This is a genomic window from Amycolatopsis sp. NPDC043887, assembly GCF_056435665.1.
On sequence record NZ_JBWKEB010000009.1, the window covers coordinates 307158 to 319013 of the forward strand.

11 protein-coding genes and 2 tRNA genes are annotated in these 11856 nt (G+C 68.2%); 6 read left to right on the top strand and 7 right to left on the bottom strand.

Annotated features, from left to right (window positions below; all coding sequences use genetic code 11):
• Positions 1–245: 245 nt before the first annotated feature.
• The 6 genes from AC069H_RS25350 to AC069H_RS25375 all read right to left on the bottom strand — a co-directional run bounded on the left by AC069H_RS25350 (position 246) and on the right by AC069H_RS25375 (position 4284).
• Positions 246–650 (bottom strand): MaoC family dehydratase, encoded by a 405-nt coding sequence (locus tag AC069H_RS25350; RefSeq protein ID WP_340684782.1) that lies wholly within the window; start codon positions 648–650, stop codon positions 246–248.
• Positions 647–1096: a MaoC family dehydratase N-terminal domain-containing protein gene (locus AC069H_RS25355; protein ID WP_034304171.1), complete on the bottom strand. Its 450-nt coding sequence runs from the start codon at positions 1094–1096 to the stop codon at positions 647–649. Before AC069H_RS25355 ends, AC069H_RS25350 begins: the two co-directional genes overlap by 4 nt.
• An 88-nt stretch (positions 1097–1184) precedes the next feature.
• Positions 1185–1349: a 50S ribosomal protein L33 gene (rpmG, locus tag AC069H_RS25360; protein WP_005152047.1), complete on the bottom strand. Its 165-nt coding sequence runs from the start codon at positions 1347–1349 to the stop codon at positions 1185–1187.
• Positions 1350–1394: 45 nt separating this feature from the next.
• A tRNA-Met gene (locus AC069H_RS25365) sits at positions 1395–1467 on the bottom strand.
• Between the two features lie 49 nt (positions 1468–1516).
• A tRNA-Thr gene (locus tag AC069H_RS25370) sits at positions 1517–1589 on the bottom strand.
• A 79-nt stretch (positions 1590–1668) separates the two neighbouring features.
• Entirely contained in the window at positions 1669–4284 is a 2616-nt protein-coding gene (locus AC069H_RS25375; protein WP_478224942.1) for a putative bifunctional diguanylate cyclase/phosphodiesterase, read from the bottom strand.
• Between the two features lie 280 nt (positions 4285–4564).
• On the opposite strand from AC069H_RS25375, the gene AC069H_RS25380 reads away from it, so the two are divergent.
• The 6 genes from AC069H_RS25380 to AC069H_RS25405 all read left to right on the top strand — a co-directional run bounded on the left by AC069H_RS25380 (position 4565) and on the right by AC069H_RS25405 (position 10963).
• Positions 4565–5503 (top strand): GNAT family N-acetyltransferase, encoded by a 939-nt coding sequence (locus AC069H_RS25380; protein WP_478234005.1) that lies wholly within the window; start codon positions 4565–4567, stop codon positions 5501–5503.
• An 18-nt stretch (positions 5504–5521) separates the two neighbouring features.
• Positions 5522–6370, top strand: a complete 849-nt coding sequence (locus AC069H_RS25385) for an SAM-dependent methyltransferase (protein ID WP_478234006.1) — start codon at positions 5522–5524, stop codon at positions 6368–6370.
• 167 nt (positions 6371–6537) lie between these two features.
• Positions 6538–8940, top strand: coding sequence for an endopeptidase La (lon, locus tag AC069H_RS25390; RefSeq protein WP_478234007.1), 2403 nt, complete (start codon positions 6538–6540; stop codon positions 8938–8940).
• A gap of 165 nt (positions 8941–9105) precedes the next feature.
• A complete protein-coding gene (locus tag AC069H_RS25395; protein ID WP_478234008.1) occupies positions 9106–9306 on the top strand; it encodes a hypothetical protein in 201 nt (66 codons plus the stop codon).
• Entirely contained in the window at positions 9303–9806 is a 504-nt protein-coding gene (locus AC069H_RS25400) for a helix-turn-helix domain-containing protein (protein ID WP_478234009.1), read from the top strand. Before AC069H_RS25395 ends, AC069H_RS25400 begins: the two co-directional genes overlap by 4 nt.
• Complete coding sequence (locus AC069H_RS25405) at positions 9803–10963, top strand: alkaline phosphatase PhoX (RefSeq protein ID WP_478234010.1); 1161 nt, start codon at positions 9803–9805, stop codon at positions 10961–10963. Before AC069H_RS25400 ends, AC069H_RS25405 begins: the two co-directional genes overlap by 4 nt.
• A 215-nt stretch (positions 10964–11178) precedes the next feature.
• Here AC069H_RS25405 and AC069H_RS25410 read toward each other — a convergent pair whose 3' ends face one another.
• Entirely contained in the window at positions 11179–11829 is a 651-nt protein-coding gene (locus AC069H_RS25410; RefSeq protein WP_219146160.1) for a DedA family protein, read from the bottom strand.
• Positions 11830–11856: the final 27 nt, after the last annotated feature.

An 11856-nucleotide genomic window follows, 5' to 3' on the forward strand; every position in this document is an offset into this window, starting at 1 on the left:
TTTCATGCGGGACTGTGTGGATTTCGGGTCATCCAACGTCCCAAAATCCACACAGTGGACCTCATTGGTCCGGTCATGCGCCCTTCCGCGGCTTAAGCTGCGAAGCGACCTTTCGTAGGCTCGCGAAGCTCCTACGCGGCCGACTCCGACTCGCTGACCTGCGGAAAGAGAGCAAGGGACCTTTGCTATCACTTACTTAGGCACGCTAAGCGAGTGATAGCAAAGGTCCCTTGCTCCACTTGAGGTCAGGCGCGGACGACCGCTTGGGCCTTGCCCAGAACGGCCTTGCCCTCGAACTTGGCGGTGATGTCGACGCGGGCGGTGCCGTCGTCGTTGACCACGGCGACCTTCCCGGTGAACTCGATCGTCGCCGCGCCGTCGTTCGGCACGACCACGGGCCGCGTGAAGCGCGCGAAGTAGTCGACGAGGCGGCCGGGGTCGCCGAGCCAGTCGGTGACGAGCCGCGCCCCGAGCGCCATGGTGAGCATCCCGTGCGCGATGACGTCGGGCAGGCCGACCTCCTTGGCGAAGGCCTCGTTCCAGTGGATGGGGTTGAAGTCCAGCGACGCGCCGGCGTAGCGCACCAGCTGCTCCCGGGTGACGTCGATCGTCAGCGGTGTCAGTTCTTCCCCGACGGTGAACGTGCTCACGCGTCCTCCCCCCGGACCACGAGCTGGGCGTTCGTGGTGGCGATCGGGCCACCGTCGGCGCCGGAGATCTCGGCGCGCAGGTTGATGAAGTCGTTCCCGGCGCGGGTCATGATGTTGTCGATGTACGTGGTGAGCGACAGGACGTCGCCCGCGTGCACCGGCCGCGTGTAGGTGAACCGCTGGTCGCCGTGGACCATTCGCGAATAGTCGAGCCCCAGCTCGGGGTCCGAGACGATCGCGTTGATCGAGGCGAGGTTGATGATCGTCAGGAACGTCGGCGGGGCGATGACGTCGGGGTAGCCGGCCGCCTTCGCCGCTTCGGTGTCGCGGTAGAGCGGGTTCGCGTCGCCGAGCGCGTCGGCGAACTCCCGGATCTTCTCGCGACTCACTTCATAGGTACTGGTCGGCGGGTACACCCGCCCGGTGAACGACTGGTCCAAGGCCACCCGAGCAGGCTACCGAACCCGAAAAATACCCGAAGCCGCCCTGGTGACCAGGACGGCTTCGGGTAAGACAGGTAGAACCGCTAGACGCTCAGCGGGTCTCTTTGTGAGTCCGGTGCGTACCGCAGTTCGGGCAGAACTTCTTCATCTCCAGGCGATCCGGGTTGTTGCGCCGGTTCTTCTTGGTGATGTAGTTGCGGTGCTTGCACTCCTCACACGCGAGCGTGATCTTCGGTCGCACGTCAGTGGCAGCCACAGCATTTCCTTCTCTACTAGGCCTGGGATACCCAGGATTACCGCGTAGCGGTGGCCGGACTTGAACCGGCGACACAGCGATTATGAGCCGCTTGCTCTGCCAGCTGAGCTACACCGCCTTACATGAACCTGGCCGCGACACGCTTACGTGACGCGGCTGAGGTCGCGAGCCCCTTTACGGAATCGAACCGTAGACCTTCTCCTTACCATGGAGACGCTCTGCCGACTGAGCTAAAGGGGCCTTGCCTCTCGCGAGGACTTGGAAAGATTACCAACTTCGGAGGACCCCGATTTCAGGGGGGTCCCCTTACCGCAAAACCTCAGGTCAGCAGGGTCAGGACGGTCTCGGAGTGCCGCCCCGGCGAGCGTGCCGTGCGGGCCTGCAGCCACGCCTCCAGGCGGTCCTCCGGCAGCGGCCGCGAGATGAGGTAGCCCTGCGCCACGTCACACCCCATCGCCTCGAGCTGATCCCGCGCGACGTCTTCCTCGACACCCTCCGCCACGACCGTGAGGCCGAGCGAATGGCCCAGTTCGACGATGGAGCGCACGACGGCGAGGTCGCCGAGGTCGGTGCCCATGCCGAGGACGAAGCTCTTGTCGATCTTGACCTGGTCGACCGGGAGCTGCCGCAGGTACGCCAGGGACGAGTAGCCGGTGCCGAAGTCGTCGACGGCGAGCACGATGCCCAGGGAGTGCAGCTCCCGCAGGATCGGCAGTGCCTTCTGCGGGTCGGACATCACACCGGACTCGGTCAGCTCGAAGGTGAGCAGCTCGGGCGGGATGCCGAAACGGTCGAGTTCGCGCGCGACCTTCGTCGGGAAGTCCTCGTCGGCCAGGTTCCGGACCGACAGGTTCACCGCGGCGGAGATGCGCAGACCTTCGTCGAGCCACTTGCGCACGCGCTTCAACGACTCTTCGAGCACGAACGACGTCAGGACGCCGATGAGGCCGGCCGCTTCGATCGCCGGGACGAACTCGTCGGGGCCGAGCCTGCCGAACTCCGGATGCACCCAGCGCACGAGCGCCTCGACGCCTTGGATCTGCCGGTTCGGCAAGGTGATCTTCGGCTGGTAGTGGACGCTCAGCTGGCCTTCTTCCAGCGACTGCCGGAACTGCGTGACCATTTGGAACCGGCGCATGAAGATCTGGCCCATGCTGGCCATGTAGCCACGGACCTCTTCGCCGCCCTTGGTCGCGCGGACGGCGACGTCGGCGCGTTGCAGGAGCCCGTCGACGTCGACCTGTTCGTCGTCTTCCGCCGACGAAGTGGCGTAGCCGATCATCGCGTTGGCTTCGACGGAAAGCCGGTCCACCGGATACGGGGCGACGAGTTCCGCGCGCAGCAGTTCCGCGGAGGCCTGGGCGCGTTCCGGCGCGCAGCCGACAAGGAGCGCCGCGAAGGACGCGCCTTCGAGCCTGGCGAGCGGGACGTCGGGGCCGAGCGCGTCGCGGATCCGGCGGCCCGCGGCGATGACCATCCGGTCGGCCCAGACGTAGCCGAGGGCGTCGCTGACGGTGGAGAAGACGTCGAGGTCGATCCGGAGCACGACCGCGTTGGCCTGTTCCCGCAACGGTTCCTTGGCGACCTGGCGGAAGCCCGGCCGGTTGAGCAAGCCGGTCAGCGGATCGTGGTAGGCGTCGTGGCGCAGGGTCGCGAGCAGGCGCCGGTTGTCCAGCGACGTCGCGAGGTGGCTGGCCATCGTGCCGAGCAGCTGGACGTCGTACTTGCCGAACCCGCGCCAGCGGGACAGCCTGTCGTGCGCTTCGACGACGCCGAGGAGCTGGTTCGCGCTGCGCAACGGGACGACCAGCGCCTCCTGCGCGCCACGGTCGAGCAACGCGGAGCGGACGTCGGGATTGGCTTCGGTGATCCGGAAGTGCCGGACGTGCGCGCCGGGCAGGCGCAGCAGCGGGTCGTCGGCGGCCGGGTCGACGGGCGGCAGTTCGTCGCCCGCGACGACCATCCGCATGGTGTCCTTCGGTTCCAGCCGGAGCCTGAGCACGACCCGGCCGGCGGCGAGCTGGTCCTTGATGCGTTCGGCGATGGTCGCCCATTCGCGGACGTCGACACCGCCGACGAGTTCGTCGGCTCGCCCGGCGGGCCGCGCGGCGGCCTGTTGACCGGATCGCGCGACCATCAGGCTGACGTCGGACAGCGCTTCCATGTCGCGCTGCTCGCGGAGCAGGTCGGAGTACGCCCAGTACAAAGCGGTGAGCCCGAGGAACACCGCCAGCACGAGCGGCCAGGCCTTCGGCGTCCCGGAAATGACCAAATATCCGGAAAGGCCGACCGAAGCGTTGACGAAGCCGACGACGAGGATGCGGCCGGTCAAGCGGATCGCGGTGCTGACCCGCATGCGGCGGCGCAGCACGCGGACGGCGGCGAGCGCGAGCAGCGTGCTGACCAGCGGCGCGGTCAGAGTGCCCGCCAGCGCGGCGATCCAGGTCATGTCGTGGGCGCCGGAGGCCTGTTTCACCAGCCCTGCCACGGCGAACGCGCCGGTGATCTCCAGCAGGAAGGCGCCGGCGTTGTAGAGCACGCGGCCCGCGACCTTGCGGGCCAGCAATGTCCCGATGCCCGCCGCGAGGTGGGCGGCGAGCACGACTTCGAAGGGAGCGACGAAGAAGCCGATGACCAGCGGGATCTCGGTGAACGAGATCGTCCACGAGATACCGCTGCGGACGTCGACGTTGATGCCGAGCTGTTCGGCGAGGAGGAACGCGAGCGCGAGGATCGGCCCGATCCACAACAGGTCGTCCGAAGCCTCGAAGTCCAGCCAGAGGCTGACCGCGGCCGCGGCGGCGATGCCCATGGTGAGTACCGCGAAGGTGTAGACGCGGAACCGTCGCTCGTCGGTACGAGCCTCCGTAACGGCGCCTCCCTTGCCCGCCGGCGCCTGTGCGGCGCTCCCGGGCCTGCCGTTCGTGTCCGGCATCCGACCTTCCTTCCCGGCTGCCCAACCGGCCTTGTCCTACCGCGACCTCGGGGACGAGGGCAATACAGTACCCCGGAGGGCGTACCCGAGTCCCATTCGAGACAGTATGAGATCACCCCAGGGTTAACAATGGGCGCGTCCCGCTGACCTGCGTGGACCAAGGGGTGAAATGGGAGCGTTATTCGCGTTCCTTCCGACTACCGGAAGTCACCTGGCGCCACGCCCCGGCCAATCTCGTGAAGTTCCCGGCGGACCCATCAGTAGGGGCTTGAATAGCCCTATGAATAGCCATGCCATCGCCGCCGGGCACGCCGAGCGGCTCGCCACCGTGGACGCCCTGCTCCCCGAAATGCCTGCACTGGAGCCTGTCGAGGGCTCCGTGTCACTCTCCGCGACAGCAGGCGACTCGGCGGCCGCCGGATTGTCGGTACGGACCGAGGCCCGCCCCGATTCTGTTGACTCTCCGTGGCGGGCGCTCGTCGAGCATCGCCTCGAAGCGCGGCTCACCGGCCCTCGCCCGGAAGCTGCCCTTGACGCATTACTCACCCGATGGGATGAACATTTGAAGACCGTCGCCCCACCTGGGGATGTCGAGACCGCGGCGACCGTGGTGCGGCCCAGCCGGGACTCCCCCGGCTCGGCCGAATTGCTGCGCCGCGGCTTCGCGCCGGTGCTGGTGATCGCGGTCCGCCCTGCCGACCGGCTCGCCGTGACGGGGCCGCCCGCCACTCCCGGAGTGCACATCCGGCCCGCCGAAGCGGATGATCTCGAAACCGCCGTCGGACTCGAACTGGAATTGCAGCGTTATGACGCGCAGTTCGGTTCTGTCACTTTGCGCGAGGGCGCGGAGGAAACGATCACCACGGACCTGTCGAAACATCTGGGCCGGGAAAATCCGACATTGTGGATCGCCGAGCTGTACGGACGTCCGCTGGGCATGGTTCGGGTGCAGTTCCCCGGTGAGACGGCGTGGATCGGCGGCCGGGTCGCGGCCGACCGGGTCGGCTACCTGTCGTCCCTGGCGGTGGCCGAACCCGCGCGATCGAGCGGGGTGGGGACGGCGCTCGCCGCGCACGCGCACCAGGTCTTCGACGAATGCGGCACCGAAGCCGTGCTGCTGCACCACGCGTTGGCCAACCCACGATCGACGCCGTTCTGGTACGCGCAGGGCTACCGGCCGCTCTGGACGTACTGGCAGCGCCGACCCGCGGTGCCCTGATCCCGATAGGCTCATTTCGTGAAGAGGGACGATGACGCGGCCCCGGTGGCGCCGACCGGGGTCGACACCGAAAAGCCGTCCGCGGCGAGGATCTACGACTGGTTCCTCGGCGGGACCCACAACTGGGCGGTCGACCGCGAGTTCGCCCGCGCGCTGGAAAAGCAGTGGCGGTGGGTCAAACCGGGCGCGCGGCACAACCGCGAGTTCATGAACCGTGTCGTGCGCGCGGCGCTGAACGCGGGGATCCGGCAGTTCATCGACCTGGGTTCCGGTGTCCCGACCGCCGGGAACGTGCACGAGATCGTCCAGGAGGAGCTGGAGCCGGGCGACACCGCGAAGGTGGTGTACGTCGACTACGAGCCGGTGGCGGTGGCGCACGCGGAGCTGATCCTCGAACGGCACGAGGCGACCGGCTGGGCCGGGATCGTCCAGGCGGACATGCGGCGGCCGAAGGACGTCCTGCGTCATCCGGAGACCCTGCGGCTGATCGATTTCGACCAGCCGGTGTGCCTGATGATGATGGCCGTCCTGCATTTCGCCGGGCCGCACGACGATCCGCCCGCGCTGGTCGCGACCTACCGGAACGCGCTGGCGCCGGGTAGCTGGCTGGGGCTGTCGCACATGAGCTTCGGCGGCCAGACGGGCGAGGACGCGGACGGGCTCCACTGGATGGTCGAGCAGTACCGGAAGACGAGCAACCCCGTGTGGATGCGGGATCGCGAAGAGATCGAGCCGCTCTTCGGGGATTGGCCGTTGCTGGAGCCCGGCGTCGTCCACCTGCCCGACTGGCGGCCGGTGCGGGAGCTGCGGCGGGACGAAGAAGGCGCCCGGCCGTTCGCCTGGTGCGGAGTCTCCGTCCACCCCTGACATCCGACCTCTGAGCCCAACGCGTCGCGTTTAGCCCGCTAAACGCGACGCGTTGGGCATTAGAGGTCGGAGGATTGGGTGATCGCTGACGGCGAACGCGAAAAGGAAACAAACGGGTCGATCGGAGAGTTGAGCTAGGCAGACTCAACTAACCGAGGAGTGCACAGATGACCGACAACCGCCTCCTGCCCGTCCTCCCGCTCGATGACGACGTCGTGCTGCCGGGCATGATCGTCCCGCTCGACCTCGCCGACACGGAGACGCGCGCCGCGGTGGAGTCCGCCCAGGCCAACACGCCTGCCCAGGCTTCCTTCCCGGGGATCCGGTCCAGCGCCGCCACGAAGGCCGAAGTGCTGATCGTCCCCCGCGTCCACGGCGAGTACGCCGAACTCGGCACCATCGCGACCGTCGAGCGCATCGGGCGCGTGCCCGGCGGCAAGACCGCGGTGTTGCTGCGCGGCACCCGCCGCGCCGTCGTCGGCCGCATCGCCGACGGACCCGGCGCCGCCCGCTGGGTGCACGCCGAGGTCGCCACCGAGACCACCGACGACAACGCCGCGAAACTCGCGTCCGAGTACAAGTCCGTCGTCATCGCGATCCTCCAGCAGCGCGGCGGCTGGCAGATGATCGACGCCGTCCAGGAGGTCGAAGACCCGTCCGCGGTCGCCGACCTGGCAGGCAACTCGTCCTACCTCAAGACCGAGCAGAAGCTCGAACTGCTGACCACGCTCGATGTCTCCACGCGACTGGAGAAGGCCCTCGAATGGAGCCGCGAGCAGCTGGCCGAGCTCGAGGTGACCGACACCATCCGCAAGGACGTCCAGGAGGGCATGGAGAAGCAGCAGAAGGAGTTCCTGCTGCGCCGCCAGCTCGAAGCGATCCGCAAGGAGCTGGGCGAACTCGACGGCACCGCCAACGACGACGACTACCGCGCCCGCGTCGAGGCCGCCGAGCTGCCGGACGCGGTCAAGAAGGCCGCACTGTCCGAAGTGGACAAACTGGAGCGGACCTCCGACCAGTCCCCCGAGGGCGGCTGGATCCGCACGTGGCTGGACACCGTCCTCGAACTGCCGTGGAACGAGCGCACCACCGACGTCCACGACATCGCGGCGGCGCGCGACATCCTCGACGCCGACCACGCCGGTCTCGACGACGTGAAGGAACGCATCATCGAGTACCTGGCCGTGCGCAAACGTCGCGCGGAGTCCGGACTCGGCCCGGTCGGCGGCCGTCGTTCGGGCGCGGTGCTGGCGCTCGCCGGTCCTCCCGGGGTCGGCAAGACGTCGCTCGGCGAGTCCGTGGCGAAGGCGATGGGCCGCAAGTTCGTCCGGGTCGCGCTCGGCGGCATCCGCGACGAGGCCGAGATCCGCGGTCACCGCCGCACCTACGTCGGCGCGCTGCCCGGCCGGATCGTCCGCGCCATCAAGGAAGCGGGCTCGATGAACCCGGTCGTGCTGCTCGACGAGATCGACAAGGTCGGCGCCGACTACCGCGGCGACCCGACGGCCGCGTTGCTGGAAGTGCTGGACCCGGAGCAGAACCACACCTTCCGCGACCACTACCTCGAGGTCGAGCTCGACCTGTCCGACGTCGTGTTCCTGGCGACGGCGAACGCGCTCGAGACCATCCCCGGCCCGTTGCTGGACCGGATGGAGCTGGTCACCCTCGACGGCTACACCGAGCACGAGAAGGTGACCATCGCCCGCGACCACCTGCTCCCCCGCGAGCTGGAGCGCGCCGGCCTCGGCAAGGACGACGTCACGCTGACCGACGGCGCGTTCAGCCGCATCGCCGCCGAGTACACGCGGGAAGCCGGGGTGCGCAACGCGAACCGGACCATCGCGAAGGTGCTGCGGAAGGTGGCGACCAAGGTCGCCCTCGACGAGGTCGAGCTGCCGCTCACGATCGACGCCGACGGGCTCGAGACCTACCTCGGCCGTCCTCGGCACCTGCCGGAGTCCTCGCTGCCCGCGTCGACACAGCGAACGTCGACCCCGGGCGTGGCGACCGGGCTGGCCGTGACCGGCGCCGGCGGTGACGTCCTCTACATCGAGGCGTCGCTGGCGGATCCGGAGTCGGGCTCGACCGGGCTGTCGCTGACCGGTCAGCTGGGTGACGTGATGAAGGAGTCGGTGCAGATCGCGTTGTCGTACCTGCGCTCGCGCGGCGCCGAGCTGGAACTGCCGGTCGGCGACCTGAAGGACCGCGGCATCCACGTGCACGTCCCCGCGGGCGCGGTGCCCAAGGACGGGCCGAGCGCCGGCATCACGATGACGACCGCGCTGGCGTCCCTGCTTTCGGGCCGGGTCGTGAAGTCGGACGTCGCGATGACCGGTGAGGTGTCGCTGACCGGGCGCGTGCTGCCGATCGGCGGGGTCAAGCAGAAGCTGCTGGCCGCGCACCGGGCGGGGATGAAGACGGTGATCATCCCGCAGCGCAACGAACCTGATCTGGACGATGTCCCGGCCGAAGTGCTGGCACAGCTGGACGTCCACGCCGTGGCGAACGTCCGCGACGTGCTGGACATCGCGCTGGCCCCGGCGACGGCTCCGGTCGCCCAAGCGGCGTAACAGCGCGAGGCCGAAGCCCCGGATCCCCCAAGGATCCGGGGCTTTCGGCTTTCCGAGATCCGGACGAACCCGGACATTGCCTCACCTTAAACTCCCTATCACGTTTTGATAACGTGTATTGCGTGCCACCCAGCCGGGGTGCGTGATCCTTGAGAGGGCAAGGTCATGAGTCAAGGAATTCTTTCCCCGTTGCGGCCGAGGCGCAGGTGCGTTTCGGCCGGTCAGATCGTCTGTCTGAGCATTCTCACCGGTTTCACCGCGGCACTGACCTTCGCCGGCACCAGTGCCTCGATCGCCGCGGGCATCGCCATCGCCCTGTTCGGCGCCGTTCTCCGTCACCCCGCGCCCGCCAGGGCACGCCGATGAACACCGAATCGGAGTTCATGGCGCGACTGCGTGAACTTCGCGACCGAAGCGGCCTCAGCATCCGCGCGCTGGCCGCCGCGACCGGCTGGTCCCGCAGCACCTTGGCCGACACGCTGGCCCGGAACACCTTGCCAGGCAACGAAAACCAGATGAGGGTGCTGGTGCGCGCACTGCTCCGGGCAGTGCCCGGAGAGCCGGGAATCGACGAGTATCTCGCCGACTGGCGTCACCTGATCGGACGTCGTCACCACCGCAATGGCGGATGCGCACCGATCGATCGGATACTGCTCGCCTTGGCCGTCGCGGAACAGCGCGGCGGGGCCGACGCGCCGGGACTCCGCAAAGCCCGGGAAATTGTGCTGAGCGAGGGTTCCCTACGAAAGTTCCCTTCTCGCGGTGAATATGCCGCGAATTCACCTGGAAGTCCCCTTCCGCCCGTACTCTCCGACCCGCTCCTTCCCGCACCACCACATCAGCGGATGTCTCGGAGGCATGAGTGAAGCGACGGAATTTCCTGCGCGCGGCCGTGGTCGGCGCCGGTGTCACGGCGTTCGGAAACAGGCTCTCGGGGGCGGCCCTCGCCGCGCCCGCCCAGAACGGACCCAGCCCGTACGGCGCGCTCCAGGCGGCCGACGCGAACGGGATCCAGCTGCCGGCGGGATTCACCAGCCGCGTCATCGCGAGGTCCGGCCAGAAGGTCGCGAACACCGGGTACACCTGGCACAGCGCCCCGGACGGCGGCGCGGTGTTCGCCGACGGCAGCGGCTGGATCTACGTGTCGAATTCGGAGATCACGCCCGGCGGCGGGGCGAGCGCGGTCAAATTCGACGCGAGCGGAAACATCACCGGCGCCCATCGCATCCTGGCGAATACGCGCCAGAACTGCGCGGGCGGCAAGACTCCTTGGAACACCTGGCTTTCCTGTGAGGAGATCGACCTCGGGTTCGTCTACGAGTGCCAGCCGAACGGTCCGGCCACGGCCGCCGTCCAGCGGCCCGCGATGGGGAAGTTCAAGCACGAAGCCGCGGCGGCCGACCCGGTGCGCAAGGTCGTCTACCTGACCGAGGACACCTCGGACGGCTGCTTTTACCGCTTCGTCCCGACGACCTGGGGCAACCTCTCCGCCGGAACGCTGCAGGTGCTGAAGGCGGGCACGGCGACCTCCGGCAGCTTCACCTGGGCGAACGTGCCCGACCCCGACGGCTCTCCCACCGCCACCCGCAACCAGGTGTCCGGTGCGAAGCGGTTCTCCGGCGGCGAAGGCCTGCACTACGCCAACGACACCGCGTGGTTCACCACCAAGGGCGACAACCGCGTCTGGCAGCTCAACCTGACCAACAACACTTACGAGCTGGCCTACGACGACTCGCTGGTCAGCCCCGGCTCGGCCCCGCTGACCGGCGTCGACAACGTCACGGGGACCTCTTCGGGTGACCTGTACGTCGCCGAAGACGGCGGCAACATGGAGATCTGCATCATCACGCCGGACGACATCGTGGCGCCGTTCCTGCGGATCAACGGCCAGAGCTCGTCGGAGATCTGCGGTCCCGCGTTCACCCCGGCGGGCAACCGGCTGTATTTCTCGTCGCAACGCGGTACCTCCGGTTCGTCCTCCGGCGGGATCACCTACGAGGTGACCGGCCCCTTCCGTTCCTGAGTGCCTGTTGGTGAACCCGCACCGCGATCGACGTCGGCAGGGCGACCTGATCAACCCTCTCCCGTTGACAGGCAAGGGCGCCCTGCCACCGCGATAGCGGGGCCTTCGGCCGGGCGGGTTCACGCGTTGTGTCCCTTCTCCGAGTCCATCCTCAGCTCCGCCAACAGGCTCTGACACCGCGTGCGGGGCGCCCGGCCGGGCGCCCCGCCACCGGCTCAGGCGTTGGTGCGGTTCTTCTCACGCAGGCGGTTCACCACGAAGAGGGTCAGCGCGACCCCGACGGCGGCGATCACGAAGTACTGGAAGAACCCGGCGTACTCCTCGACCAGGTGCCAGCTCTCCCCGAGGCCGTAGCCCGCCAGCACGAACACCGTGTTCCAGATCAGGCTGCCCAGCGTGGTCAGGGCCAGGAACCGCCAGAACGGCATGCGCTCGATCCCGGCGGGCAGCGAGATGAGGCTGCGGAAGATCGGCACCATCCTGCCGAAGAACACCGCCTTGGTGCCGTGTTTCTGGAACCAGGCCTCGGTCTTGTCGAAGTCGGACGTCTTGACCAGCGGGATCTTCGCCATCCAGCGGCGCGTGCGGTCTCGGCCGAGCAGGAGGCCGAGGTAGTACACGATGATGGCGCCCGCGACCGAGCCGAAGGTCGTCCACACCAGCGCTTCCACGAGGGTGAACGTGCCCTGGCTGGCGGAGAACCCGGCGAGCGGGAGCACCAGTTCGCTGGGGATCGGCGGGAACAGGTTGTCCAGGCCGACGATGATCGCGGCGCCCGGACCGCCCAGCGCGTCCATCAGTGACACCGCCCAGCCGGCGAGTCCTCCCATCGGTTCGCTGGCGGTTTGGGCGAGCAGGAGGTTCATGGCGGCCTTTCGTGGTCGTCTGCAGTT

Coding starts and splice junctions, on each gene's coding strand:
- AC069H_RS25375 (WP_478224942.1), bottom strand. CDS start 4,284: ATGCCGGACACGAACGGCAGGCCCGGGAGCGCCGCACAGGCGCCGGCG.
- AC069H_RS25380 (WP_478234005.1), top strand. CDS start 4,565: ATGAATAGCCATGCCATCGCCGCCGGGCACGCCGAGCGGCTCGCCACC.
- lon (WP_478234007.1), top strand. CDS start 6,538: ATGACCGACAACCGCCTCCTGCCCGTCCTCCCGCTCGATGACGACGTC.
- AC069H_RS25395 (WP_478234008.1), top strand. CDS start 9,106: ATGAGTCAAGGAATTCTTTCCCCGTTGCGGCCGAGGCGCAGGTGCGTT.
- AC069H_RS25400 (WP_478234009.1), top strand. CDS start 9,303: ATGAACACCGAATCGGAGTTCATGGCGCGACTGCGTGAACTTCGCGAC.
- AC069H_RS25410 (WP_219146160.1), bottom strand. CDS start 11,829: ATGAACCTCCTGCTCGCCCAAACCGCCAGCGAACCGATGGGAGGACTC.